The 21,165-nt window shown below is 63.7% G+C and carries 36 protein-coding genes and 1 other RNA gene; 34 read left to right on the top strand and 3 right to left on the bottom strand.

The features are described 5' to 3' along the window. Positions 1 to 270 precede the first annotated feature (270 nt). The 7 genes from ACYQ00_RS06270 (at position 271) to ACYQ00_RS06300 (ending at position 6,726) form a co-directional block, all read left to right on the top strand. Complete coding sequence (locus ACYQ00_RS06270) at positions 271 to 1,824, top strand: primase-helicase zinc-binding domain-containing protein (protein WP_460031303.1); 1,554 nt, start codon at positions 271 to 273, stop codon at positions 1,822 to 1,824. Between the two features lie 164 nt (positions 1,825 to 1,988). Next, a complete protein-coding gene (locus ACYQ00_RS06275) occupies positions 1,989 to 2,417 on the top strand; it encodes a hypothetical protein (RefSeq protein WP_460031304.1) in 429 nt (142 codons plus the stop codon). 28 nt (positions 2,418 to 2,445) lie between these two features. Next, the gene (locus tag ACYQ00_RS06280) at positions 2,446 to 4,434 is read left to right on the top strand and encodes a terminase gpA endonuclease subunit (RefSeq protein WP_460031305.1); all 1,989 of its coding nucleotides are present in this window, start codon (positions 2,446 to 2,448) and stop codon (positions 4,432 to 4,434) included. Between the two features lie 2 nt (positions 4,435 to 4,436). Further along, positions 4,437 to 4,634 (top strand): helix-turn-helix transcriptional regulator, encoded by a 198-nt coding sequence (locus ACYQ00_RS06285; protein ID WP_460031306.1) that lies wholly within the window; start codon positions 4,437 to 4,439, stop codon positions 4,632 to 4,634. A gap of 73 nt (positions 4,635 to 4,707) precedes the next feature. Further along, positions 4,708 to 4,959, top strand: a complete 252-nt coding sequence (locus ACYQ00_RS06290) for a DUF6148 family protein (protein WP_460031307.1) — start codon at positions 4,708 to 4,710, stop codon at positions 4,957 to 4,959. After that, positions 4,956 to 6,569 carry a phage portal protein gene (locus ACYQ00_RS06295; RefSeq protein WP_460031308.1) on the top strand — a complete coding sequence of 538 codons (1,614 nt, stop codon included), beginning with the start codon at positions 4,956 to 4,958 and terminating at the stop codon, positions 6,567 to 6,569. Before ACYQ00_RS06290 ends, ACYQ00_RS06295 begins: the two co-directional genes overlap by 4 nt. Next, on the top strand, positions 6,556 to 6,726 hold the full coding sequence (locus tag ACYQ00_RS06300) for a hypothetical protein (protein WP_460031309.1): 171 nt from the start codon (positions 6,556 to 6,558) through the stop codon (positions 6,724 to 6,726). Before ACYQ00_RS06295 ends, ACYQ00_RS06300 begins: the two co-directional genes overlap by 14 nt. Positions 6,727 to 7,071: 345 nt before the next feature. Here ACYQ00_RS06300 and ACYQ00_RS06305 read toward each other — a convergent pair whose 3' ends face one another. Beyond that, positions 7,072 to 7,749, bottom strand: a complete 678-nt coding sequence (locus ACYQ00_RS06305) for a S24 family peptidase (RefSeq protein ID WP_460030531.1) — start codon at positions 7,747 to 7,749, stop codon at positions 7,072 to 7,074. A gap of 200 nt (positions 7,750 to 7,949) precedes the next feature. On the opposite strand from ACYQ00_RS06305, the gene ACYQ00_RS06310 reads away from it, so the two are divergent. The 18 genes from ACYQ00_RS06310 to ACYQ00_RS06395 all read left to right on the top strand — a co-directional run bounded on the left by ACYQ00_RS06310 (position 7,950) and on the right by ACYQ00_RS06395 (position 16,303). Beyond that, the gene (locus ACYQ00_RS06310; protein ID WP_460030532.1) at positions 7,950 to 8,381 is read left to right on the top strand and encodes a hypothetical protein; all 432 of its coding nucleotides are present in this window, start codon (positions 7,950 to 7,952) and stop codon (positions 8,379 to 8,381) included. 2 nt (positions 8,382 to 8,383) lie between these two features. After that, positions 8,384 to 8,665 carry a hypothetical protein gene (locus ACYQ00_RS06315; RefSeq protein WP_460030533.1) on the top strand — a complete coding sequence of 94 codons (282 nt, stop codon included), beginning with the start codon at positions 8,384 to 8,386 and terminating at the stop codon, positions 8,663 to 8,665. Continuing rightward, positions 8,662 to 10,701: a Mu transposase C-terminal domain-containing protein gene (locus ACYQ00_RS06320; RefSeq protein WP_460030534.1), complete on the top strand. Its 2,040-nt coding sequence runs from the start codon at positions 8,662 to 8,664 to the stop codon at positions 10,699 to 10,701. Before ACYQ00_RS06315 ends, ACYQ00_RS06320 begins: the two co-directional genes overlap by 4 nt. Positions 10,702 to 10,713: 12 nt before the next feature. Then, on the top strand, positions 10,714 to 10,926 hold the full coding sequence (locus ACYQ00_RS06325; protein WP_460030201.1) for a Mu transposase C-terminal domain-containing protein: 213 nt from the start codon (positions 10,714 to 10,716) through the stop codon (positions 10,924 to 10,926). A gap of 1 nt (position 10,927) precedes the next feature. Then, complete coding sequence (locus tag ACYQ00_RS06330) at positions 10,928 to 11,659, top strand: AAA family ATPase (RefSeq protein ID WP_460030535.1); 732 nt, start codon at positions 10,928 to 10,930, stop codon at positions 11,657 to 11,659. Beyond that, positions 11,659 to 12,222, top strand: a complete 564-nt coding sequence (locus ACYQ00_RS06335) for a hypothetical protein (RefSeq protein WP_460030536.1) — start codon at positions 11,659 to 11,661, stop codon at positions 12,220 to 12,222. Before ACYQ00_RS06330 ends, ACYQ00_RS06335 begins: the two co-directional genes overlap by 1 nt. Further along, positions 12,219 to 12,575 (top strand): hypothetical protein, encoded by a 357-nt coding sequence (locus ACYQ00_RS06340; RefSeq protein ID WP_460030537.1) that lies wholly within the window; start codon positions 12,219 to 12,221, stop codon positions 12,573 to 12,575. The genes ACYQ00_RS06335 and ACYQ00_RS06340 overlap by 4 nt, the downstream gene beginning before the upstream one ends. Before the next feature lie 12 nt (positions 12,576 to 12,587). Then, complete coding sequence (locus tag ACYQ00_RS06345; RefSeq protein WP_460030538.1) at positions 12,588 to 12,776, top strand: hypothetical protein; 189 nt, start codon at positions 12,588 to 12,590, stop codon at positions 12,774 to 12,776. Continuing rightward, positions 12,773 to 13,414 carry a DUF3164 family protein gene (locus tag ACYQ00_RS06350; protein WP_460030539.1) on the top strand — a complete coding sequence of 214 codons (642 nt, stop codon included), beginning with the start codon at positions 12,773 to 12,775 and terminating at the stop codon, positions 13,412 to 13,414. Before ACYQ00_RS06345 ends, ACYQ00_RS06350 begins: the two co-directional genes overlap by 4 nt. Positions 13,415 to 13,440: 26 nt before the next feature. Beyond that, positions 13,441 to 13,722, top strand: coding sequence for an HU family DNA-binding protein (locus ACYQ00_RS06355; protein WP_460030195.1), 282 nt, complete (start codon positions 13,441 to 13,443; stop codon positions 13,720 to 13,722). Further along, positions 13,721 to 13,785, top strand: an RNA gene (locus ACYQ00_RS06360) — hammerhead ribozyme type II. The genes ACYQ00_RS06355 and ACYQ00_RS06360 overlap by 2 nt, the downstream gene beginning before the upstream one ends. Before the next feature lie 10 nt (positions 13,786 to 13,795). Further along, positions 13,796 to 14,065: a hypothetical protein gene (locus ACYQ00_RS06365; RefSeq protein ID WP_460030540.1), complete on the top strand. Its 270-nt coding sequence runs from the start codon at positions 13,796 to 13,798 to the stop codon at positions 14,063 to 14,065. Between the two features lie 33 nt (positions 14,066 to 14,098). Beyond that, positions 14,099 to 14,467, top strand: a complete 369-nt coding sequence (locus ACYQ00_RS06370) for a hypothetical protein (RefSeq protein WP_460030541.1) — start codon at positions 14,099 to 14,101, stop codon at positions 14,465 to 14,467. Further along, complete coding sequence (locus ACYQ00_RS06375) at positions 14,464 to 14,931, top strand: gp16 family protein (protein ID WP_460030542.1); 468 nt, start codon at positions 14,464 to 14,466, stop codon at positions 14,929 to 14,931. The genes ACYQ00_RS06370 and ACYQ00_RS06375 overlap by 4 nt, the downstream gene beginning before the upstream one ends. Continuing rightward, the gene (locus ACYQ00_RS06380) at positions 14,931 to 15,368 is read left to right on the top strand and encodes a hypothetical protein (protein WP_460030543.1); all 438 of its coding nucleotides are present in this window, start codon (positions 14,931 to 14,933) and stop codon (positions 15,366 to 15,368) included. The genes ACYQ00_RS06375 and ACYQ00_RS06380 overlap by 1 nt, the downstream gene beginning before the upstream one ends. Then, positions 15,361 to 15,651 carry a hypothetical protein gene (locus ACYQ00_RS06385; RefSeq protein WP_460030544.1) on the top strand — a complete coding sequence of 97 codons (291 nt, stop codon included), beginning with the start codon at positions 15,361 to 15,363 and terminating at the stop codon, positions 15,649 to 15,651. Before ACYQ00_RS06380 ends, ACYQ00_RS06385 begins: the two co-directional genes overlap by 8 nt. Then, a complete protein-coding gene (locus ACYQ00_RS06390; protein ID WP_460030545.1) occupies positions 15,648 to 16,019 on the top strand; it encodes a hypothetical protein in 372 nt (123 codons plus the stop codon). Before ACYQ00_RS06385 ends, ACYQ00_RS06390 begins: the two co-directional genes overlap by 4 nt. After that, the gene (locus ACYQ00_RS06395; protein ID WP_460030546.1) at positions 16,016 to 16,303 is read left to right on the top strand and encodes a hypothetical protein; all 288 of its coding nucleotides are present in this window, start codon (positions 16,016 to 16,018) and stop codon (positions 16,301 to 16,303) included. The genes ACYQ00_RS06390 and ACYQ00_RS06395 overlap by 4 nt, the downstream gene beginning before the upstream one ends. Positions 16,304 to 16,335: 32 nt before the next feature. On the opposite strand, the gene ACYQ00_RS06400 is transcribed toward ACYQ00_RS06395, so the two are convergent. Then, positions 16,336 to 16,821 (bottom strand): thermonuclease family protein, encoded by a 486-nt coding sequence (locus ACYQ00_RS06400; RefSeq protein WP_460030547.1) that lies wholly within the window; start codon positions 16,819 to 16,821, stop codon positions 16,336 to 16,338. After that, positions 16,800 to 17,033, bottom strand: coding sequence for an Ada metal-binding domain-containing protein (locus ACYQ00_RS06405; RefSeq protein WP_460030548.1), 234 nt, complete (start codon positions 17,031 to 17,033; stop codon positions 16,800 to 16,802). The genes ACYQ00_RS06400 and ACYQ00_RS06405 overlap by 22 nt, the downstream gene beginning before the upstream one ends. A gap of 298 nt (positions 17,034 to 17,331) precedes the next feature. Here ACYQ00_RS06405 and ACYQ00_RS06410 point away from each other — a divergent pair, with 298 nt between their 5' ends. From ACYQ00_RS06410 to ACYQ00_RS06450, 9 genes are all read left to right on the top strand, one after another. Continuing rightward, entirely contained in the window at positions 17,332 to 17,982 is a 651-nt protein-coding gene (locus ACYQ00_RS06410) for a Rha family transcriptional regulator (protein ID WP_460030549.1), read from the top strand. After that, the gene (locus ACYQ00_RS06415) at positions 17,979 to 18,197 is read left to right on the top strand and encodes a hypothetical protein (RefSeq protein WP_460030550.1); all 219 of its coding nucleotides are present in this window, start codon (positions 17,979 to 17,981) and stop codon (positions 18,195 to 18,197) included. Before ACYQ00_RS06410 ends, ACYQ00_RS06415 begins: the two co-directional genes overlap by 4 nt. 77 nt (positions 18,198 to 18,274) lie before the next feature. Beyond that, positions 18,275 to 18,553: a hypothetical protein gene (locus ACYQ00_RS06420; protein WP_460030551.1), complete on the top strand. Its 279-nt coding sequence runs from the start codon at positions 18,275 to 18,277 to the stop codon at positions 18,551 to 18,553. A gap of 125 nt (positions 18,554 to 18,678) precedes the next feature. Further along, positions 18,679 to 19,275, top strand: coding sequence for an N-acetylmuramidase family protein (locus tag ACYQ00_RS06425; protein ID WP_460030552.1), 597 nt, complete (start codon positions 18,679 to 18,681; stop codon positions 19,273 to 19,275). Positions 19,276 to 19,304: 29 nt separating this feature from the next. After that, positions 19,305 to 19,520 (top strand): hypothetical protein, encoded by a 216-nt coding sequence (locus tag ACYQ00_RS06430; RefSeq protein WP_460030553.1) that lies wholly within the window; start codon positions 19,305 to 19,307, stop codon positions 19,518 to 19,520. Between the two features lie 11 nt (positions 19,521 to 19,531). Then, positions 19,532 to 19,882: a DUF2730 family protein gene (locus ACYQ00_RS06435; RefSeq protein ID WP_460030554.1), complete on the top strand. Its 351-nt coding sequence runs from the start codon at positions 19,532 to 19,534 to the stop codon at positions 19,880 to 19,882. Continuing rightward, positions 19,879 to 20,178 (top strand): VpaChn25_0724 family phage protein, encoded by a 300-nt coding sequence (locus ACYQ00_RS06440; protein WP_460030569.1) that lies wholly within the window; start codon positions 19,879 to 19,881, stop codon positions 20,176 to 20,178. Before ACYQ00_RS06435 ends, ACYQ00_RS06440 begins: the two co-directional genes overlap by 4 nt. Before the next feature lie 10 nt (positions 20,179 to 20,188). After that, entirely contained in the window at positions 20,189 to 20,740 is a 552-nt protein-coding gene (locus ACYQ00_RS06445; RefSeq protein ID WP_460030556.1) for a DUF3486 family protein, read from the top strand. A gap of 12 nt (positions 20,741 to 20,752) precedes the next feature. Next, on the top strand, positions 20,753 to 21,165 hold a 413-nt coding region (locus ACYQ00_RS06450), incomplete at its 3' end, for a terminase large subunit domain-containing protein (RefSeq protein WP_460031310.1).

Genomic DNA, 21,165 nt, shown 5'->3' on the forward strand with positions numbered 1-21,165 from the left:
TTTCTCATGACTGTCTTCCCCAGGGCCAACGTCCCATTATCCCGCATTTTCCTGGAACCACCCGCCCGCAAACCCGCACCAGCCGCGGACTTGGGAGCTTGGGAGCGTCTCTGCCCGACTCCCCGCAGGCGCGATATGTGTCTTCTCGCGCCTGCATGGACATATCGTACTCCCTCCCATCCTCCCAAAATGAAATAAAGAATAGTAAAAATAGTAAGTTGGGTACAGGAGCATGGCCCGCCTTCCTGGGGCGTTGGGAGGGGCGCACGCATGCATGACTTCCTGCTGGACTACCTGCGCGCAAAGGGAGCCAAGCCCCGCCGTATCAGCGCGGCCAAGGGCGGCGAGTGGTGCAGCCCCTGCCCGGTTTGTGGTGGGGATGACCGCTTTCGGTCCTGGCCGAATCAGGAGGGTGGCGCAGCTTGCCAGCAGGCCGGCCTCACCGGAACCTGGTGGTGCCGGCGCTGCGACAAGGGCGGCGATTTGATCGACCTGCTCATGTACGCGGAAGGTCTGGACTTTGCCGGGGCCTGCCGCGAGCTGCGCATCGACACGTCAAAACCGGCGCGCCGGATACGGCTCTTGCGCCAGCCCCGTGCTGACGGCGCATGGGAGCCGCGGCATTGGGAGATGCCGTCTGCGAAATGGCGGGCCCAGGCAACCAAAATGGCCACCGAGGCGCATGGCCGGATCCTTGAAAGCGCTGCGGCGCTCCACTTCCTGGCCGGCCGCGGCCTGCCGCGCGCCGCGGTGGAACAATACCGGCTGGGCCTGTTCGAAGGCGAGGACAAAAGCGGGACGTGCCTGTATCGCCCCCGCGCCGCGTTTGGTCTGCCTGACAAGCTGAACAGCGACGGCACCAAGGTGCGCAAGACGCTGTGGCTGCCGCGTGGCGTCGTCATCCCCTTGTGGGCTGGCCAGGAAGTGCACCGACTGCGCATCCGCCGGCGCGCTGGCGACCTGCGCGTCGGGGAGAGCAAGTTCATCCTGCTGGAAGGGTCTGGCCAGGCGCCCATGGTGTTGCCGCCTGCCAGTGTGGCCCCGGCCCGTGCCGTGTGGGTCATTGTGGAAGCCGAACTGGACGCCATGGCCGTGCACCATGCCTGCGGTGGCGAGGTTGGCGTGATGGCCTCCCTGACCAACCTGGGCAAACCGGATGCCCTGGCCCACGCATTCCTGCGCCAATCCCCGCTCATCCTGGTGGCCTTGGACTTTGATCCCCCGGACAAAGACGGCAAGCGCCCCGGCGCCCAAGGCTGGGCATGGTGGCAGAAACAGTATCCCAATGCACAGCGCTGGCCCGTGCCGGTCGGGAAAGACCCTGGCGAGGCCTATGGACTGGGCCTGAATCTCGCAGCATGGGTGCGCGCCGCCCTGCCCGAAGCAGGCCCGTCGCCAATGTCGTCGCCAATGCCATCGCCAGGGCCGGCACAGGCGACGGAAGCAGGGCAAGGCGGGGGGAGCCTGGGAGCTTATGCAAGCGGTTTGCCTGCTGGGGGAGGGGGGCAGCGTCCTCACCAGAATAACGGCCCTCGGCAGGCGAGGCGGTGGCAGGGCGCGACTCCGGACATGCCGCCGGAGGATGTGCAATTGCCTGAAGGGGCCCCACCATTGTCGTATTTACAGACATGTTATGCGGGCAAGGGCTGCAATGATGCCGGCCTCCTCATGCCGTGCCCTGCGACGCGAACCCCGTGGCATTGGGTGTATTACCAAAAGGAGTGCCTGAGGTGTCGCGGGCATGCAGAATGCATTATTGAGTTTATCCTGTCGCTTGTGAGTGCGCAACAAACTTGCAAACCTGACTGCTGTGTTATTGCCTAGTGGGTATAGCAATGCATGACACCACAGCAAAAGACTTCAAGAATCCCGGTGAAGTGTTGCGGTATTTGCAAGACGCTGGAAGAAAGATCGCGAAAACAAAACTGTACGAGGATATTAAAGCGGGCCTCCTCCGAAAGGAGCAACACTGCTTCCGGAAGCGCGATGTGGATCGGTATGCGGCCTCCCTGCCGTTGGAAACAACGCCTGATGGACGCACCAGGGATGCGGAAGAACGGCAGCGGCGCAAGGAAGAGGCGGACATACGCATCAAGGAGGCCGTGGCCAGGCGGGAAGAGCGGAAAACCGCGGTGCTGGAAGGCCGGTACGTGTTGCGGGAGCAGGTGGATCAGGAGCTGGCCGCGCGGGCCGTGGCCTTCAATGCAGGTTTGAAGTCGCAAGTGGAGGCCGCGGCCCTCGATCTGGTGACGTCGGTCGGTGGCAGGCCCACGCGTGCGCGCGCGCTGGTGCAGGCCCTGGAACGGATCATCGATGCCGCAAGCAATGAGTATGCACGTGAAATGGAATTTGAGGTGAATATCCATGCGGACGAAGAGGCAGATGCAGCCGGTCAGGCTGAGCATGAAGACGCATAACGGAACGCGCTGCGAGTTGTCTGGCCCCATGCCTGACTGGATGCCGCCGTATCTGGTGCAACGCTGTGGCGGGCGCTTGCGGACGGCCTTCCGGTTCAGCGAATCGGAGCGCCAGGTGCTGCGCAGGCGCAGGCCTGAAACGCCATCCGTGTGGGCGGAGCGGCACCGGGTGGTGCGTTTGTCCAGCATCCCCGGCAGGTGGAAGCACACCTTCACCCCCTACCTGCCAAGCCTCATGGACGCCCTGCGGTTTCCTGGGGTGGAGATGGGCATTGCCTGCAAAGCCCCGCAGACGGCCCTGACCGAGATGGCCATCAACATCCTGGGGCACTCGGCAGATCATGCCCCTGGCCCGGCGATGGTGGTCTACCCGGATCGCGACACCGCGAAGGACGTGGCCAAGGATCGCATTCTGCCCATGTTCGAGGATTCGCCCCGGCTGCGCAAGCACCTGACGGGCGCTTTAGGGGACGAATCGAGCATCCGGATCAATCTGCGGCACATGCCCATCTATCTGGGGTGGTCGGGATCGGTCTCCCGGCTGGGGAGCCGCCCGATCCGGCTGCTGATCCTGGATGAAATCGACAAGTATCTGAACTCAAAGAGGGAAGCCAGCTCCGAAGCCCTTGCAGAGAAGCGGACGATCACCTGGCGGGGCCGCAGGCTGGTGCTGAAGATATCCACGCCCACGGAGGAGCGCGGCCCGATCTGGGTGGCGTTTTCGGAAGAAGCGCATGCGCGGTTTGACTGGCACGTCGCCTGCCCCCACTGCGGGGCGCAGCAAGCCATGGTGTTTGACAACATCTGCTGGCCGGCGGACGTGCGGGATCCGGAACTGGTCCTCAAAAACAATCTGGCGGTCTATCAGTGCGCCCACTGCCCGCAGCAATGGGACGACGCGGACCGCGACCGGGCCGTGCGCAGGGGGCAATGGATCGAACGGGGATCGGGCCTGGAGCTCTTCACGCATCTGGAAACGCAGCGCCCCACGAAAATTGCTTTTCATATCCCGTCCTGGCTGTCCTATTTTGTGTCCCTCTCCGAGGTCGCCCATGCCTTCCTGAAGTGGGAGAAAAGCGGCCGGCTGCAGGACCTGAAAGACTTCATGAACCAGCACAAGGCCGAACCCTGGGTGGCCCTGCGAGCTGAACGCCGGGAGGACGCCATCCTGGCCCTGTGCGACACCCGGCCGCGCGGGGTGGTGCCGGGGGTGAGAGACGGAGCTCAGCGCGTCGCGGCCCTGGTGGCCGGCATCGACACCCAGGCGCACTACTTCCGGTACGTCATCCGCGCCTTCGGCTATGGCCCGGAGGAGGAAAGCTGGCTGATCCAGGCCGGCTCAGCTCCCACCTTCGCCGCACTGGACGAGCTGCTCTGGAAAAGCGTCTACCGTGACGCCGCCGGGAACGAATACCGGGTGAAGGTGGCTGTCATAGACGCCATGGGCGCATCGGGGCGCACGAAACAGGTGTATGCATGGTGCGCAAAGCGTCCGCGGGCCATGGCCTATCAGGGCAAGCAAAGCCAGGCGACGCCGGTGGCGTACACGCCCATTGAGTTCTTCCCGGACGCGAAAGGGCAAAAGATCAAAATCCCCAATGGGATTCTGCTGCGCCGGGTGGATACGACGTTCTTCAAGGGCGATTTGTCCGAAAAGCTGAGCATCTCACCGGGGGATCCTGGCACGTTCTGGCTGCACGCCAACACCGCGTCGCGGTCGAAGTCGGCTGAGGCCACGGGCATGCTTGAGGAATATGCGCGGGAAATGTGTGCCGAAGTGTTCAACCCGGAAACGCTGACCTGGGAAAATCCCAAGCAGCGGGCCAATCACTTCTGGGACTGCGAAGTCATGTGCCTGGTGGGGGCGTGGGAGTTGGGGCTTCGCAATCGCCAGGCGCCCAGGACGGCATCGCCAAATCCGCAGTCGCCAGTCTCGAAGCAGGCCGCTGCACGCCCTCTCCAGTCGCCTCAAGCCGGCAGCGCGGCAGAACGCCTTGCCGCACTGCGCAGGAGCTAGCCATGCCCGAATCCACGGTAAACTGGAAACAAGCCTGCAAGATACTTGAGTGCTCCAAGTCGCATTTTTATAACCTGGTCAACGCTGGCGAGCTCCCTGCGCAGCGATCTGGCAAGGTCCGCGGCGTCAGGGTGCTCCGTTCGGATTGCGAGAAGTTCCTGCTGCGGTGGCGTGAGCGGCTGGAGGGTGAGGACGCGTAATTAATCGTCCACGAGTTCCACGACGTCCACGAGGTCCACGACGCGCAATTTGCCCCGGTGTAATTGCGTGGGCATGAGATCGAACACGTACAACGGGTATACCCTCCAGGAAGCAATGCAGGAGCTGGCGCTTTGGAAAGAAGCCAAGCGCGCCGCTGCGACCGGGAAGAGCTATCAGATTGGTTCCCGCCAGTTGACCCGTCATGACCTGTTCGAAATTGACAGGCAGGTCACCTTCTTTGCCAGAGCGGTGGAGGCTCTTTCGTCCGGCTCCGGCGGTGGGCCCGTGCGTGTTGTGGCCCGGCAGCACAGGGGCGGGCGATGACCAGAACGAGCCCACCGCCCGCGCCCCTTGCCCCCTCGCCTGTGCGGGTGTCGCGCAACGCCGGGGCCTTTCGCGGGTCCGTGTCCGCCTGGCGTCCTCCCCAGGCCATGAGCCTGGATCAGCAGGCTGGCGAGCGCGCCCTCTCACAGGCCCGCGCCGAAGATTTGGTGGCCAATGACTGGGCTGCCAATTCCGGCATCAACACCATTGCCACCAACGCCGTCGGCACCGGCCTGCGCCCGCAGTCGAGGATCAATGCCAAGCGGCTGGGCATCACGCGGGACGCGGCCCTTGCATTGCAAAATGACATCGAAGCCGTGTGGGCGGACTGGGCCCGGCAGGCGCACGTGCGCGGCATGCTGCACTTTGAGGACATGCAGTTGCTGGGATTGCGCACCATGCTGCGCCTGGGGGAGATGCTGCACCTGCCCGTGCAGCTCGATGTGCCCGGACGCCGCATCCAGCACGCCTTGCAGGATGTGCACCCTGCAAGGCTGCGCACTCCCGCGGACAAGCGAGCTGATCCCTCCATCGTGGATGGCGTCCAGCTGGGCAGCTACGGCGCGCCCGAATGGTATTGGCTGGCCACGCCGCAGGCTTCCATATCGTCCAGCGTTGGCTTCTCCGATTTGTCCTCAGCCCAGTTCACGCGCATTCCCGCGCGCATCGGGCATCGCCCTGGCTGCTTTCATCTGTTCCGCCATGTGGAGGATGAGCAGGTGCGGGGGGAATCGATCCTCAGCGCAGGCATGCCGCTGTTCAGGCACCTTTCGGACTCCCTGGATAACGAGCTGCTGGCGCAGGTGGTCACGGCGTCCATGGCCATGTTCATCTCCCGTGACGAAGGGGCCCAGCTGCCGGGCTATGTGCGGGAAGAGACGGATGGCGAAGCGCCCAACTACTACCAGACCGTCGAGCCCGGCACCATCCTGTACGGCAACAAGAACGAAAAGCCGCACCTGCTGGAGTCGGCAAAGCCGTCCCCAAACTTTTCCGCCTTCTATGAGTTCGTCCTGCGCGCCCAGGCGGCCAGCCTGGGAACTACCTATGAAGAGCTCGCCAGGGACTTTTCAAAGGTCAACTACTCAAGCGCACGGGCGGCCCTGCTGGAATCGTGGCGCATTTACATGATGTATCGCACCTGGCTTGTGCGCCATTACTGCCATCCGAATTTTGCCATGGTCATTGAAGAGGCCTGGCTGTCCGGCATGTTGCAGCTCCCTGCCGGCGCGCCTGATTTGTACGACGCCATGCCGCTGTACACCAATGCCACATGGATTGGCCCGCAACGCGGCTACATCGACCCCGTGAAAGAAGTCGCCTCCACGGCCAAGGCGCTGGAAAACCACCTGATGACCTACTCCGAAGCCCTGGCGGAACGCGGGCGGGACTTTGAGGAGGTGGTTGCGGAGCGTGAAGAGGAGGAACGGATCCTCTCCAGCCTCAGGCGGGCCGCTGCCCCACCTGCGCCGGAAGTTTCGCCACCCGGAACAGCGTCTGGAGCAGCGTCTGGAACAGCGCCCGGAACATCACCCGGAACAGCACCAGGAACAGGGCCAGGAGCGGCATTCGGGACAGGGCAGAAGGAGCAAGGAAATGTCCCTCGCTGACTTCTTCCTCTCCTGCCCCTGGGTGATCATGCCTACGGCCCTGGATTCGCTGTTCCAGATGCTGAGCCGTGCACCGCACGAGGGCGGCCAGCTGCAGGGCAGCGGCTGCTTTTATCAGGCAGTGAGGCGGGACATGGTGGGATTTGAGGGGATATAGTGGGAAGGAAACCGCGCTGTTAGAAGCGTCCAGGCGGGTCTGAAGGCCGCAGGGGCGCTTTTATCAGTTTTTGGGGTTTGAGGGCTGCTGGCCAAGTCTTGCCGCGATTGCTTTTATCACCGTCACCAGCGCAACCAACTGACTTGGTTTGATTTCGTCATCGCACACGTTGCGCGGTTGATTAGCGGATCGTCAACTTGGCGCACAAAAGGCCCGCGTGAATTTTATCCTTTAGTATTAAATAGATACACTAAGACTCAACAATCTGGTTTACGCTCCAACTGTAAACCGAAATCCGGCAAGTTTAATCATGTTCAGCCTGGACTCGTAACACGATTAGCATACTTATCTTGCCTCTCTGCACCACCACAGCACCTTTCCGATAATCCTGAAGTGCAGGTCCTCTTTTTTTAAATCAATTTCTATTGGAGCATATTCACTGTTCTTGCTCCGGAGGAGATATTTCCCAGGAATTTTGTCTATGTATTTTACAAGAATCTCATCATCTATTGCAACAGCGTAAATCCTGCCTGCAAATACGTCGGTTTTGCTCTCGTCTATTAATACGGTGTCACCATCTTCAATCACTGGTGACATGCTATCGCCAGTAACATCCATTAACACCATTTGCGAAGGGTTTCCTTTCCGTAAAATCCAATCGGCTCGGAAAGCATGGTGCCCCTCAACGTCATCCGAGGTTTCCAGGCTGCCGTTACCTGCGCAAAGGCGAGCGACTACCTTTTTGACCATTACAAGCTCAGGTTGTGAGGCTGGTTGGGTTGAAACCAAACCTCTATCACCAAAAAAAAGCCAATCTGCAGAAACATTATATTTTTCAGACACTTGTTCGATCCAAGCAGCAGGGATTTGCCCTCTTTTTTTGGCTGAGCTTATCCCGCCCTGAGTTAGGCCCAACAGGCGTGCAAACTCAGAGTCGGAGTTCGCTCCCGTCGCTGCTAGCAGGCGGCCAAAGCGAGAAGCAAACGACCTCGAATCATTCTGATTTTCTTGCAGTTTTTCCAAAGCCAAACCCTGTATTTTATGGGATATCGCGCTACAAAAAAGATTCTTTCGTCAAAAAAATCTTAAATTCTACCTTTTGCGTTGACTGGTAAATCAAAAAGCTTTACCTTGCATTTGTGGGGTAATTGTTTCCCCAGTGATCAATACCACCTGCCGTCGCAGGAAACAACGCCCGGAAAAACCCGGATATTGGACAGACAATGCCCCATCGGAATCGGCCCCTGTCTTTATTCGCTCCCTCGTTGGACGTTGATCCGTCCATCAAGGCAGCCATGCGGCGGGCTTATGAATCCTCGGGGCTGAGTATGGAACAGGTGGTTGACTGGATGAATGAGGCGGCCGGGGAGCACGGGATTACGCTCTCGGCCGGGCGCGGCGGGCGGTTGTCCGTCGAGACTTTGGCCAAGTGGCTGAACCCAACGGAAACAGACCGGCCGGTGCCGGCGCGGGGACTGGTGGCATTTTGCCGGGCCTTACACACGCTGGAACCATTACAGGCTCTGGTGGCTCCCCTGGAGGCGCGGGTGATCGATCGCAAACAGGTCGCCTTGCTCCAGCTTGCGGAGCTGGAAGAGACCGAGCGGCAACTGAAGAAGAAAAAGGCCCGCCTGCGGGCTGTGTTGGAGGACTAGGGATGACGGGCAAGCAACCCATGGCCATGGCGCGGCGGCTGGAAATGCCCAGACAGGGGGCCGGCCTGCGCCGGAAACCCTTCCAAATCAAGGAATGGGCGTTGAAAAACGCAATTCGCTTTAATGTAGTTGCAAAAAGCGCTGACGTGTCCCCTGAAATGGTGTCCCGGACCATTCACGGCAACAAGAACAATCGTAAGGTCTTGGCTGTCTTGAGAGACCTCGGTTGCCCTGTGGACTATCTGGCCCTCCCTGAGGATATGCACTCGGAGCAGGCGGCATGAAGGCGATCCCCCCAGCCGTACTGGCCGCTGCGTTGGGCATCTCCAGGCAAGGCGTCTGGAAGCGCGCCCAGGCCGAAGATTGGCCCTACGTCACCGGCACGCGCGGCGCACGGCTGTACCTGCTGGAGGGGTTGCCGGCGGCGGTACGGGAGCGGGCCTTGGCGCATGTGCTGGATCAGGCCGCGCCGCTGGTTGCTTCACAGTCAGGGCCGGCTCCTGCCGCACAAGTGCCGGCTTGTTTGGCTGCGCCCTTACGGGACTGGCAGGCGGAGGTACGGGATGCGCGGCTGGGGGTGCTGGAGGCCGTGCGGCGGATAGCCGAATCCATGCAGGTGGGCATCCTCAAAGCGGAGGCTGCCTTTGCGGAGATGGTCGCGGCGGGGACGCTGGCGCCCCGGCTGGCGGAGTTGGCCGCGGTGGCCAATGCCCGCAAGGGCGAACAGCGGGCCTTGAGCGCCGTGACGCTGCGGCTCTGGCGCACCACGCTGGACCGGCAGGGGCCGGATGCTCTGGCCCCAAAGCCCACCAAATTGCCAGACAACGCGCCCCCGGCGTGGCTGGGACCGTTCCTCAAGCTGTACCGCCGGCCCGGCAAGCCGACCATGGCCATGTGCTATGAAGTGGCCGTTACCCAGGGGTTGACGCTGCCTTCCATCAGCGCCGTGGAGCGGACCATCAAGCGGCTGGGTGCGGTGCAGGCCAACAAGGGCCGCATGGGGCCGCGGGCGCTGCGGAATCTGCAAGCCTACGTCAAACGGACGTTCAAGGAACTGTTGCCCGGCGATGTGTACACGTCCGACGGCCACCGGCAGGACATGAAAGTGCTGCACCCGGATCATGGCCAGCCATTCCGGCCCGAGGTGGTGGCGGTATTGGATCTTGCCTCGCGCCGGTGCGTGGGCTGGAGCAGCTGGGAGCATGAATCCGCCGGGCTGGTGGCGGATGCCCTTCGGCACAGCGTGGAAACGGCGGGCATTCCGGCCCTGTTCTATGCGGACAATGGCTGCGGCTTCAAGAATGAGATGTTGGGACGGGAGAGCGACGGATTGTTGCTGCGCCTGGGCGTGCGCATTGAGCACAGCATCCCCTACAACTCTCAGGCACGCGGGGTCATCGAGGGTTTTCAGAAGAACTGGATTCGAAGTGCGCGCATGCTGCCCGGCTACTGCGGCTGGGACATGGATGATGAGGCTGAGAAGAAGATCCACAAGCTGGCGCTGGTGCAGATCAAGGAGCGCGGATCCTCTCCCCTGTATCCGACCTGGGATCAGTATCTGGCCTGGATGGACGAGCAGATGCGGGCCTACAACGCCCGGCCGCATCGTGGCTTGCCCAGGATTCAAGATCCGAAGACGGGCCAGCTCCGTCACCAGACCCCGGACGAACGCTGGGCCGAGCTGGCCCGCGATCCCCTGTGCGAGCTGTTCCACCCGACGCCCGAAGAGGCCGCCGAACTCTTCCGGCCGCATCTGATCCGCACCTGCCGGCGCTGCCTCGTGACGCTGTTCAACCGGGAGTACTACGCGCCGGAATTGGAGGCCATGCACGGGCAGGAAGTGCAGGTTGCCTACGATTTGCACGACTTCTCCAAGGTCTGGGTCCGCAACCTGGACGGCCAGCTGCTGGCCATCGCCAAGCAGGACGGCCACGCCGCGGCGTACTTCCCGCAATCGACCATTGAACAGGCCCGCGAAGGCCGCCGCAAGGCGCAGCTGAAGCGGGCGCAGGCCAAGGTGGTGGAGATGCAGGGATATGTGCTCGGGGGAACTGAGTTCCCCCGAACCCCCTCCATTCCACTCGATCAGGGGGGGCAGGGGGGATTATCCCCCCTGGAGGCTGCCTCCATTGCCCCCGCCCCGGCGGGGAACCCCAAGCGTGAGCGCTTCCTCAAAGCGCAGGCCCTGGAGGCCCGGCGCACGGGAGGCGAGGCCCTCTCGCCGCATGAAGCCAAGTGGCTGGATTATTACGTCACCACACCAGAATACCTCAGCCAGGCCCGGCTCTATGAAGAGTTCGGGGAAGTGGCCCTGGGATAACAGGAGGAACAGATGAGAGTGTTGCAACGAGTCCCCCAACGAGGTCGCATCGTGATCCATGGCACGAGTTACGAACACCCCGCATTGTGCCTGCAGCATGGGGGCGAGGTGAAGGTGGCTTTTGATCCTACTGATCTAGGCAGTGTGTGTGTCTATGACAAATGTTCACGCCCCCTGTGTGTTGCCAAACAGGCCACCGTTGGCCCTGCCAAGAAAGGAGCCTGAGATGACGGCAGCAGGCACGGGCATTGCGCCCCTGACAAACGTGCGGCTCTTTGCCGAGCTGGTGGAGCGGGTCTGCAACCGGCCGGCGCACCTGCCGGGCATGGCCACGTTCCACGGGCACAGCGGCTACGGCAAGACCTGGAGCGCCATCCACGCGGCCAACAAGGCGCGGGCCAAGTACGTGGAGGTGGGGTCATCCTGGACCAAGAAAAAGCTGTGCACGGCCATTGCCACCGAGCTGGGCCTCGCGCCCCGTGGGACCATCGGGGACATGGTGGAAAAGGTTGTCGAAGCCCTGGCCGTGGCCAATGCGCCGTTGATCATCGACGAGGCCGACCATCTGGCGGCCCGTGGCATGATCGAGCTGGTGCGGGAGCTGCACGACGCCAGCGGCGCGCCCATCATCCTGATTGGCGAGGAGCGACTGCCGGACAAGCTGGCCCAGCATGAGCGCGTCCACAACCGGATGCTGGACTGGCTGCCGGCCCAGCCGGCTACGGTGCAGGACTGCGAGCTGCTGGCCCGGCACTACTGCCCGGATGTGGCCATTGCGCCGGGGTTGTTGGCCCGGCTGCACCAGGCCAGCGGCGGGCGGCTGCGGCGTATCTGCGTCAATCTGGAACGGGTGCGGGAAGCGGCCCGGACCGAGGGCTGGGAGCAGGCGGACGAAGCCGCCTGGGGCAAGCGGGACTTCTTCAAAGGGGAGACCCCGGCCGTGCGGAGGGCTGCGTGATGCCTCCGAAGCCTATTGATCAACGCCACCCCCTGGCCGGCAATGACGCGGTTTGGACGGCCATGCTGGAGCTGACCGACGCAGGCGGGGACATCACCGTGACGGCTCTCCACCGCAAGACCTTGCGAGGCAAAGGGGAAATCCGGGAATACCTGCGCCGGCTGTGCCTGGCCGGGGTGTGCGAGATGCAGGCCGGTGCAGGACACTTCGCCGCAGCCCGGTACACCCTGGTGCAGCGTCCGGCCCAGGCCCCGCAACTGGCCAAGGATGGCCGGCCAGCGCCGGAGACGGACCAGCAGCGCCTGTGGCGAGCCATCCGCATGGCCAAGGTGTGCACCGTGGCGGACCTGACGGCCACGGTGGGAGCAAAGGCCGGCGCCGTGGAATCCTATCTCAATTATCTGACCCGCGCCGGCTACCTGACCCGTGCCGGCGACCAGTACCGCCTGGTGCGCCAGCACGGGCCGCTGGCGCCGATGATCCAGAAGGTGAAGCAGGTCTATGACCCCAACCTCCAGGCCGTGGTCTGGCCGCAAGGGGCGCAGAAGGGGGCGCGGCCATGAGTGCGCTGCAGGTGGCGAGGCAGCACTGGAGCCCGCTGCCGCCCTGGGTGGAGACCCTGGCCAAGGCCTGCGACGCGGAGAGCCAGGCGGCAGTGGCCAAGCAGTTGGGCGTCTCCCCGGCCCAGGTCAGCACGGCGCTTCGGAGCAAATACCCTGGCGACCTGGTCGGGCTGGAAGCGAAGGTCTGGCGGGTGCTCGGCGGGGACGTGGTCACCTGCCCGGTGCTGGGGGACATCGAAGGGGCCACGTGTCTGGAGCATCAACGGCGGCCTCTGGCCGCGACATCCGGATTCCGCGTGCGGCTGCATCGGGCCTGCCAGGCCTGCCCACAGCGCATCGTGAACGGCAGTTGAAGGAGTGTTGCAATGTCAATCGCTATTGAAATCATGGAGACGGCCTTTGCCGTGCAGCGGCTGCAGGGCTGGAGCAGCGACCCCAACCTGATACGCGAGTCCAGGGATATTGCGGAACGGCTGGTGCAGCTGGCCAAGCATGTGGATGCCCTGGAAACGACGGACAGAGCCAACATGGAAGCAGAGGAGGTGACGGCATGAGTGAGGAACAGGCGGCCTACGGAGCGACACCCCAGACCGACATGGCCGATTTTCGCCAGGATGCCCGCGGCAATCTGGTACACGTGAAGAACATCAAACCCCTGGACATGGCCCGCGATGACCTGGTCCGGTCCATCATCCCAGATGCCCTGGCCTTGCGCCAGGCCCTGCGGGACTTCAAGGCCAGGGTGTCCGGCGATGTGGCCGCCTTCGTGGATCTGGCATTCGAGGAGTACGGCGTCAAACGCGGTGGTAGCAAAGGCAATGTCAGCCTGCCGACCTTTGACGGCCGGTACAAAGTCGAACGCGTCATTCAGGAGCGGGTGGAGTTCGACGAACGCATCAAGGCGGCGCAGGCCCTGGTCCAGGATTGCCTGACGGAATGGACCTCCGGCGTGTCCCCGCAGGTGAAGACCATCATTGACGCGGCCTTCCAGGACGACGGCAATGGCATGCTCTCGCGGGCAAAGGTCTTGAGCCTGTTGCGCCTGACCTTTGAAGACGACCGCTGGACTCGGGCCATGGAGGCCATCAAGGACAGCCTGCGCGTGGTGGATAGCAAAACGCACTTCAAGATTCTCGAACGTCAGGAAGACGGCAGCTATCGCAACATCCCCCTGACGTTGAGCGACGCATAACCCAAGAGAAGAAGAAGGAAATCATCATGACCGAAGCACAGCTCATCGACGCCATCAAGGACAAGTTCGCCGGAGATATCACCAAGACCGCCATCGGCCAAGTGCTGGACGCCCTGGCCGCGGTGGCCACTGAAACCCTGGCCCGTGGGGAGAGGGTGCCCCTGCCGGGCCTGGGCAAGCTGGAAGTGCAGCAGCGCGCCGCTCGCATGGGGCGCAATCCCAAGACCGGCGCGCCGCTGGAGATTGCCGCCAGCAACACGGTGAAGCTCAATCTGGCGCAAGCGCTGAAGGGGGCGGTGAATCCGTAAGCGAAACGGGAGGTCTCCTCCCGTCGGCCGGCGGTGGTGCCCGGCCCTGATGAGCAGCCAAAAGGAGAGCAGTATGGAAATGTGCATGGATATGTGGCGGATCGACCCCGAGCGTTGCGGATTCGCCGGATTGATCACGCCCCGTGATGGGCTGGTGGGGTATCTTGTCGCCATGCCTTTGGACGAATCTCCCTATTTCAGAATGGGTGAATTTGACCTCGAGGCCTTTGAGGCAGCCGAACTCTCATACATTTTCCCTTTGACGCGGGAGGGATTCCGCGCAGCGCATCAAATGTTGCGGGCAGATTGCAAAGTGCAAGGCCATACCCTGGTGAAGCAATAATGAGCCAGGCCTGGGTGGTGAAGGAGCTGTAGCATGGACGGCCTGAATCTGAACTGCTTTGACGAGGACGTGATCCAGGAAGTGGACCGGCTGTGCTTTGCCCAGCCTGAGCCGTTGCCGGCCTGGCAGGCCATGCCGGCGCGTGTTGCCGCGCCGGTTGCCGCGCCGGAGCCTGCGGGCGCTGTGCCCCTGATTCCCGCCGAATCCATCGAAGCCTTTCGCCGGGCGACGTTGTCGTTACGCGCCGCCCAGGCCGAGCTGGCCGTTGCCCGCGACCGCATGCGCGCGGGGCTGGCGGAATTGACCGCCCAGGTTGACGAATCCCTAGACGCCGTCACCCGTGCCCTGGCGCGGTATGAGGTGGCGCGCGTGTTGTACGAGACGCTGGAGGAACCGAAATGAAGCGCACGAGAACCGCTGCCGCACATGGCCCCACCCATGCCCCGCAGGACAAGAGAAAGGCCCTGGCCCTGGTGCACGTGGCCAAGCAGAAGCTGCGGCTGGATGACGATGTGTACCGCAACCTGCTGCAGGATCGGTTTGGCGTCGGGTCTGCCAAAGACCTGACCCCGGCGCAGCTGGGGTTGTTGCTGGACCAGTTCCGCCAGCTCGGGTTCAAGCCGTCTAAAAAACCGACGGATGTGAAGACGGGCCGCGGCACCGCGCCACTCCTGCGCAAAATCGAAGCCCTGCTGGCCGCCAAGGGGCAGGACGAAGGCCGCTTTGTGCCCCTCTCGTATGCCGAGGGCCTGCTCAAAAAGATGACCGGCGTGGAAAAGATGGAATGGGCCACGCCCGAGGATTTGCGCAAAGTTGTGGGCGCACTCTCGGTGCACAATCGGCGGCACGGTGGGAGGCAGTCCTGATGCCGCGGCCGTCTGCCCTGCTGAGCGACCCCTCGCACCGGACGCGCTGGCTGCCGGCCTCCCTGCGGGCGCTGGCCGAAGAGCTCGGTCCCGGCGGGGGCGAGGCCTGCCTGCGGCTGATGGAGGCCTACGGCGGGGTGGCCCGGCTGTACATCCCGCGGCACATCGGGCCGGGGCATCCCATCGCCCGGATCATGGGCTGGCCGGAGGCCGCGCGCCTGGCGGCCATCTATGGCGGCGACTATCTGTGCAACGTGCCCCTGGGCACCGAGGCCGTGCGGAAGGCCCGGGACGCCGAAATCGTGGAGCGCGTGGCCGGCGGCGCCTCGCCGCGGGATGTGGCCCTGGACCTGCGCCTGACCGAACGCACGGTGCGCCGGGTGCTGGCCCGGGCACGGGAGGCCGGCCCCCGGCAGGGGAGCCTGTTTGATGACTGACGCCCTGGGCCGGCTGGCAGGGACCTGGCGGAGGCCATCTCCCGGCTGCAAGGATGTGGTCCGCTTCGACGTGGGCGGCGGCCGGCTGTACGGCTTTATCCACGGCCGGGCCTTCGCCCGGGATCTGCTGGTTGAAGACGTGGCCGAGACAGACGCCGGCCTGGTCTTTCAGCTCCGCGCCGATGGCAAGCCCGTGCGGGCCACCATCGGCCAGGATGGCATCCTGGCCATGGAAGCCGGCGGGAAGGTGTTCATGTTTAGACGGTTGGAGGCACAGAAATGAGCAATGGCAACGAATTCGCTTCGCTCCCCATGGAAGCCATCCAATGGCTTGCCAACGGCGAGCGCGGGCTGTCCTCGAATGCACTGTTCACCCGGTTGACGGGCGTTGACGCCCTGGGCCGGGACAAGAAGTGGTGGAGGTTTCATCCGCTTGACCCGGCTGATTTCCGACGTTGCGTGCTGCTGCTGGAGACGGTGCCGGGGTTCCGGGAAAAGCTGCCCCTGATGTGCGACGTCTCCCCGCAATGGGCGGCCCTGGTGGCCCACTGGGAGGAGCTTGAGGCCCTGCTTGTGGATGAGTTCCCTACTGGGTTCGCGCCAAAAACGCACGAGCGCATGCGGGAGATCCTCATGGAGGCTGGGGAATGACCTGCTATCGCAAGGCCTTGCACGTGCAGACTATGCAGTCGTGGTACATGCTCAAAGAATGGTTTGACCCGAGCATGCTTGAATTCCACCTGGGCCTTCGCTGGCGGTGGATTGGCTGGGACGCCTCGGAAGATGGCGTGTGCGAACGCTTTACTGACGAAGAAGTTGCCGAGCTCTTCACCTTCGAGGAAGAAGCCCCGCCCGCGCTCCGGCACCTCTTCGAGGCCATGCCCTCGTTTCGCGAGTGGCGCAGCCTCTGCCTGGTTTCGGGGGTGGCATCGTGAGCGTTAAAAAAGCCGGGTTGCCCCGGCTTCGTTCACTTGTTCCGCCTGCGCCACTCCCACGGCGGGGTGGGATCAGGCTCTGCCCAAAGGCCGCGGCTCGTTGCCCTCGCGGCAGCCTCGCTTGCGTCCCATTGCTTGCAGACGGCGATGGTGCAATATTTTGTGTAGACCCAAGCGTGCCCGGCCTCCACGATCTCCCCATTGAGGCTTTTGCCGTCAATGGAGACCAGGGCAACCTGCCGACCATACCGGTCCACGTCCACCGTTTCCCCTTCAACCACCGCGTTGTAGGCCTTGGCCCGGACGAATTGCGTCGCCTCGAAGCCTCCAGGCTGGGCAGATTCCGGGCAATCGATCCCGTACAACCGCACCTTGATTGTCGTGGCATTGTTCAGTGTGACGTGGATGGTGTCACCATCGGGGATGTACGAGACGACGCCGGACCAGCCCCAGGCAGAGGCCGGCAAAAGCAACAGCAGGAAAACAAGCAGCCGCGTCATGGTTTGCAGGTTTTGCATGGACGGTATCCTTCGGCAATGGCTGCATCGCGGGATTCAAAGACGGCTGTACAGCGTTTGCAGTTGAAGTGCTTGCAGCCCTGGATATGGAAGATGCCGGATTCAGTGTTGCCGTGGTACGTTGCCCCGGCGGCGTGGAGCATGGCCGCAGCGCCTACGGCCAAGGCCAGGGACAAGGCCAGCGAGACGGCCAAGTTGCGAAGTGGAAGCATGTCTCCTCCGATAGCTACAGGGTGTGCGGCATTGACGAGCCAGCATGCAAGGCTCTTGACATTTTCCCGCATCGGGTGCAACTCTTTCCGCACGGAGCCTCAGAACTCCTAGAGCGGACACCGCACCCGTCAGCCTTGCGGTTTTTTTGCGCCCATTGGCCATCTGCGCCAATGGCACCGCTGCATTCAACGCCGGGTGTGGACCGAATACAATACCCCGAAAGGGGGAATACGTCCGCCGCCTCTAGCGGTTCTGAGCGCCCGGCTTTTTGTTCATCAGAAATCTAGAGAGGTTCCCATGTCTGACCTGATCCCCCTTGATGTGACCCGCGACCTGGAGTTCCACGGCGACCAGCCCATGGTCTCTTCCCTGCGAATTGCCGAGCGCTTCGGCAAGCAGCACGGCCATGTGTTGCGCGACATTCGCGAAATTTCCGTTAACTGTTCGGAATCATTTAGTGCCTCCAATTTTGGATTCACCTCCTACATCGATTCTTTTGGTCGCAGTCTTCCTATGTGTCTGCTGACCCGCGACGGGTTCAGTATGCTGGTGATGGGCTACACCGGCCCGGAGGCCATGCGTTGGAAGGAAGGCTACATCGCTGCCTTCAACGCCCTTGAAGCGGCCGTGAAAACGTCCCTGGTGCAGCGCCTGCGGCAGGCAGAAGCGGAACGGCAGGCCCTGGAGGCCACGCACCGGGAGCGGGTGGCCGGGCTCCTGGCCCTGCCCGATGAGCGGCGGCAGCTGCTCTTGCGGGTGGGGCGGTACGCGAAGATGGGGCTGGCCCGGTGGGAGATCACGCGGTTGACGGGCCTGCACAAGGACACGATCCGCAAAATCCTGCGCCAGGCCGAGGCCCTGGGGCTGATCGACCCCCAGCAAGAGAAGGAAAAGCCCTTTGGGGCGCAACTGGCGCAGGCCCTGTTTTCCATGGAGGCCAGGGCATGAACTACCTGCGCCCGACGGACACGTGCCAGGATGCCCTGGACCGGGCTGCCAGCGTGGCGGCCTTTCTGGGAGCCGTGGCGGAGCGGGTGGCCCTGGAGCCCCTGGCCCCTGAGGAAGCCTATGGGCTGCAGTGCGTGGTGATGGCTCTTGAGGAAACCCTGACCCTGGCCAAGGGCCTGCCGCCGTGCCGGCGGCCCGGCAGCCTGGCTGCATAACGCATATGGGGGAAGGCCCTGATCCATCAGGGGGCAGGGCCTTCCTTTTTCGCCCAACTCCACATAGGATGGCCGCCATGCGCACCACCATCGCCTTGATCCTCTCCTTGCTCCTGGCCCTGCCTGCTGCTGCCCAGGCCGCCCAGGCGGCGGACGCCGGTCGCATGGTGGACGGCCAGGGGAGGACCACTGGAACCTACACCCGCCAGGGGGACGGCGTGATCCTGCGGGACGGCCAGGGCCGGGCGCTGGGGAGAATCGAGCAGACGCCCGGCGGGGAGGTGCGCGCCACGGACCGCCAGGGCCGGCGCGTGGATCCTGCGGCCGTGCTGCCCGGGACATCCCCAGCGCCTTGACCCCGTCCCCTTTCCTTGCCCCGCTTGCTTCGGCCCGCTTCGGTCTGACACGTGTCAGGCCGTTTTTTTTGGTCCGCCAGGGGTAGCGTCTGCACATTGCTGCATCTTATTTGCCTGGAGGTCTCATGCGCACTCCCCTGACCGATGCCGACATTGCCGCCGCAGCCGCCGCCCTGGGGGTGGAGGCGTGCGCCGTGCGGGCCGTGGTGGCCGTGGAGTCCTCGGGCCGCGGATTTCTGCCCGACGGCCGGCCGAAGATCTTGTTTGAGGGGCATGTCTTTTGGCGGGAGCTGCAGCGGCGCGGCATCGCCCCCGAGCCCCTGTCCGTGGCGCACCCTGGCATCGTGTACCGCAAGTGGGACCGGTCGAAATACAAGGGCGGTGCGGCGGAGCATGCCCGTCTGGCGCAGGCCAAGGCGCTGCACGTTGAGGCGGCGTTGTGTTCGGCGAGTTGGGGGCTGTTTCAGATCATGGGCTTCAATCACCGGTCCTGCGGATTCGAGACGGTGCAGGCCTTCGTGGCTGCGCACGAGGCAAGCGAGGCGCGGCAGCTGGAGGCCTTTTGCGCCTACCTGCGTGCCGCGAGTCTGGTCGCCCCCCTGCAGCGGCTGGACTGGGCTGAATTCGCCCGGCGCTACAACGGGCCGGGCTACGCGGCAAACAAGTACGACACCAAGCTGGCCGCGGCGTATGCGCGCTGCCGGTCGGCATCCTCCCAGTAACCTTCCACCCACACACAAGGAGCATCCCCATGGCTGATTTCAATACCGTCAAACCCCTGTTCGCATCCAAGACCTTCTGGGGCGGCCTGGTGGCCGTGCTGGCCGGGGCCGCCAGCGTGGCGGGCTATGCCCTGTCGCCCGAGGAGCAGGCCCAGCTGGTGGAGGCCGTGGTGGGCGTGGCCTCGGCCCTGGGCGGTGTGGTGGCCATTGCCGGTCGCATGGTGGCCACCAAGGCCATCAAGTAAGGCCGACGCCCGTGGACTACGCCACCGCCAAGTTCTGGATCGACCTGGCCCAGACGTTTTTTACCGGGGCCTTGGGCATCTACATTTACATGGTCAACCGCGAACGCGTGACCAACCGGCGCATCAAGGAACTGGAAGACACCCTTGAAGAGCGTTTGAACGACCATGCCTCGCGCCTGGCCAAAGTGGAAACCACCTGCTGCACCACGCCCAGCCAGACCCAGCTGCACACGGAGCTGGGCAAGGTCTACGAGCGCATGAACCGCATCGACACCACCTTGAACGACCTGGCCGGCGAATCCCGGGCCAACCGCCAACTGCTCACCACCATGCATACCTTCCTCCTGGAGCGCAACGCATGAACACCTACGCCACCACCGTGGAGCAGCGCCGCCGGCTGGACCTGCTGCGCCTGCTGGCCCTGGAGCCCGGCTACCGGCTGAACGCCCCGCTGCTGCAGGCCTGCTGCTGCGAGGCCGGCTTGCCCAGCACCCTGGACCAGGTCGAAGGCTCCCTGGCCTGGCTGGCCGAGGCTGGCCTGGTCAATCGTGAGGCTGTGTCGGGAGTGACCGTGGCCAGCCTGACGCCCCGCGGCCTGGATGTTTCCCGGGGGTTGGCCGAGGCGCCGGGCGTGGCCCGGCCCTTGCCCGGGGAATAGGGGGAATCGCATGCCCCAGCCCTCGACCATTGACCGCCTGCCGCCGGACATCAAGGAACAGCTCCAGGCCCTGCTGCGTGATCCGCGGGTGACGCAGCTGGAGGCCACGGCGCGTATCAACGCCATCCTGGCAGAGGAAGGCCATGCCGAGCGCATCTCCAAGAGCGCGGTGAACCGCTACGCCCGGAGCATGGCCGTGGTGGGGGAACGCCTGCAGCAAAGCCGCGAGGTGGCGGCCATGTGGATCGGCAAGCTGGGCTCCCAGCCGGCCGGCGAGGTGGGCAACCTCCTCAATGAAGTGTTGCGGACCCTGGCCTTTGACTGCGCCCTGGGGCTGGCCGAAGAGGAAGGCGGGGCCACGCCGGCCCTGCTCATGAAGCTGGCCATTGCCGTGGAAAAGCTGGAACGGGCGGCCAGCGAGAACGAGAAGCGGGCGGCGCGCATCCTGGAACGCGAACGGGCGCGGGCGGCCGAGGCCCTGCAGCAGGCCGGGCACAAGGCCGGGCTCTCCCCGGACGTCCTGGCCATGATCCGCGAACAGGTTTACGGCCTGTCCGGATAGTCCGGGTAATCCATGCCAGCCCTGGAGCTCTACCCCTATCAACGCCAATGGATCGGCGACAAAAGCCGGTTCAAGATCGGGATGCTTGCACGCCAGACGGGCAAGACGTTCACGACAACCTTGGAGATCGTGGACGATTGCCTGGAAGCGGCGTCCCAGGGCTGGCGGGAGCGCTGGGTCATTCTCTCCCGCGGGGAGCGCCAGGCCAAGGAGGCCATGGACGAAGGCGTCAAGCGCCACGCCCAGGCCTACGGCGCGGCCTTTGATTTCCTGGAATATGACTGGAAGGGCGAGGCCTCCTACAAGGCCCTGGAGGTGACGTTGCCGGGCGGCAGCCGCATCACGGCCCTGCCGGCCAATCCGGACACGGCCCGCGGGTTTTCCGCCTCCTGCTTCTTGGATGAATTTGCCTTTCACCAGGATTC

The sequence above is a fragment of the Megalodesulfovibrio paquesii genome, assembly GCF_054653055.1.

What these genes read in the sequence shown, in the direction of transcription:
- ACYQ00_RS06270 (WP_460031303.1), top strand. Translation starts at nt 271, where the DNA reads ATGCATGACTTCCTGCTGGACTACCTGCGCGCAAAGGGAGCCAAGCCC.
- ACYQ00_RS06280 (WP_460031305.1), top strand. Translation starts at nt 2,446, where the DNA reads ATGCCTGACTGGATGCCGCCGTATCTGGTGCAACGCTGTGGCGGGCGC.
- ACYQ00_RS06285 (WP_460031306.1), top strand. Translation starts at nt 4,437, where the DNA reads ATGCCCGAATCCACGGTAAACTGGAAACAAGCCTGCAAGATACTTGAG.
- ACYQ00_RS06290 (WP_460031307.1), top strand. Translation starts at nt 4,708, where the DNA reads ATGAGATCGAACACGTACAACGGGTATACCCTCCAGGAAGCAATGCAG.
- ACYQ00_RS06295 (WP_460031308.1), top strand. Translation starts at nt 4,956, where the DNA reads ATGACCAGAACGAGCCCACCGCCCGCGCCCCTTGCCCCCTCGCCTGTG.
- ACYQ00_RS06300 (WP_460031309.1), top strand. Translation starts at nt 6,556, where the DNA reads ATGTCCCTCGCTGACTTCTTCCTCTCCTGCCCCTGGGTGATCATGCCT.
- ACYQ00_RS06310 (WP_460030532.1), top strand. Translation starts at nt 7,950, where the DNA reads ATGCCCCATCGGAATCGGCCCCTGTCTTTATTCGCTCCCTCGTTGGAC.
- ACYQ00_RS06315 (WP_460030533.1), top strand. Translation starts at nt 8,384, where the DNA reads ATGACGGGCAAGCAACCCATGGCCATGGCGCGGCGGCTGGAAATGCCC.
- ACYQ00_RS06320 (WP_460030534.1), top strand. Translation starts at nt 8,662, where the DNA reads ATGAAGGCGATCCCCCCAGCCGTACTGGCCGCTGCGTTGGGCATCTCC.
- ACYQ00_RS06325 (WP_460030201.1), top strand. Translation starts at nt 10,714, where the DNA reads ATGAGAGTGTTGCAACGAGTCCCCCAACGAGGTCGCATCGTGATCCAT.
- ACYQ00_RS06330 (WP_460030535.1), top strand. Translation starts at nt 10,928, where the DNA reads ATGACGGCAGCAGGCACGGGCATTGCGCCCCTGACAAACGTGCGGCTC.
- ACYQ00_RS06335 (WP_460030536.1), top strand. Translation starts at nt 11,659, where the DNA reads ATGCCTCCGAAGCCTATTGATCAACGCCACCCCCTGGCCGGCAATGAC.
- ACYQ00_RS06340 (WP_460030537.1), top strand. Translation starts at nt 12,219, where the DNA reads ATGAGTGCGCTGCAGGTGGCGAGGCAGCACTGGAGCCCGCTGCCGCCC.
- ACYQ00_RS06345 (WP_460030538.1), top strand. Translation starts at nt 12,588, where the DNA reads ATGTCAATCGCTATTGAAATCATGGAGACGGCCTTTGCCGTGCAGCGG.
- ACYQ00_RS06350 (WP_460030539.1), top strand. Translation starts at nt 12,773, where the DNA reads ATGAGTGAGGAACAGGCGGCCTACGGAGCGACACCCCAGACCGACATG.
- ACYQ00_RS06355 (WP_460030195.1), top strand. Translation starts at nt 13,441, where the DNA reads ATGACCGAAGCACAGCTCATCGACGCCATCAAGGACAAGTTCGCCGGA.
- ACYQ00_RS06365 (WP_460030540.1), top strand. Translation starts at nt 13,796, where the DNA reads ATGGAAATGTGCATGGATATGTGGCGGATCGACCCCGAGCGTTGCGGA.
- ACYQ00_RS06370 (WP_460030541.1), top strand. Translation starts at nt 14,099, where the DNA reads ATGGACGGCCTGAATCTGAACTGCTTTGACGAGGACGTGATCCAGGAA.
- ACYQ00_RS06375 (WP_460030542.1), top strand. Translation starts at nt 14,464, where the DNA reads ATGAAGCGCACGAGAACCGCTGCCGCACATGGCCCCACCCATGCCCCG.
- ACYQ00_RS06380 (WP_460030543.1), top strand. Translation starts at nt 14,931, where the DNA reads ATGCCGCGGCCGTCTGCCCTGCTGAGCGACCCCTCGCACCGGACGCGC.
- ACYQ00_RS06385 (WP_460030544.1), top strand. Translation starts at nt 15,361, where the DNA reads ATGACTGACGCCCTGGGCCGGCTGGCAGGGACCTGGCGGAGGCCATCT.
- ACYQ00_RS06390 (WP_460030545.1), top strand. Translation starts at nt 15,648, where the DNA reads ATGAGCAATGGCAACGAATTCGCTTCGCTCCCCATGGAAGCCATCCAA.
- ACYQ00_RS06395 (WP_460030546.1), top strand. Translation starts at nt 16,016, where the DNA reads ATGACCTGCTATCGCAAGGCCTTGCACGTGCAGACTATGCAGTCGTGG.
- ACYQ00_RS06400 (WP_460030547.1), bottom strand. Translation starts at nt 16,821, where the DNA reads ATGCAAAACCTGCAAACCATGACGCGGCTGCTTGTTTTCCTGCTGTTG.
- ACYQ00_RS06405 (WP_460030548.1), bottom strand. Translation starts at nt 17,033, where the DNA reads ATGCTTCCACTTCGCAACTTGGCCGTCTCGCTGGCCTTGTCCCTGGCC.
- ACYQ00_RS06410 (WP_460030549.1), top strand. Translation starts at nt 17,332, where the DNA reads ATGTCTGACCTGATCCCCCTTGATGTGACCCGCGACCTGGAGTTCCAC.
- ACYQ00_RS06415 (WP_460030550.1), top strand. Translation starts at nt 17,979, where the DNA reads ATGAACTACCTGCGCCCGACGGACACGTGCCAGGATGCCCTGGACCGG.
- ACYQ00_RS06420 (WP_460030551.1), top strand. Translation starts at nt 18,275, where the DNA reads ATGCGCACCACCATCGCCTTGATCCTCTCCTTGCTCCTGGCCCTGCCT.
- ACYQ00_RS06425 (WP_460030552.1), top strand. Translation starts at nt 18,679, where the DNA reads ATGCGCACTCCCCTGACCGATGCCGACATTGCCGCCGCAGCCGCCGCC.
- ACYQ00_RS06430 (WP_460030553.1), top strand. Translation starts at nt 19,305, where the DNA reads ATGGCTGATTTCAATACCGTCAAACCCCTGTTCGCATCCAAGACCTTC.
- ACYQ00_RS06440 (WP_460030569.1), top strand. Translation starts at nt 19,879, where the DNA reads ATGAACACCTACGCCACCACCGTGGAGCAGCGCCGCCGGCTGGACCTG.
- ACYQ00_RS06445 (WP_460030556.1), top strand. Translation starts at nt 20,189, where the DNA reads ATGCCCCAGCCCTCGACCATTGACCGCCTGCCGCCGGACATCAAGGAA.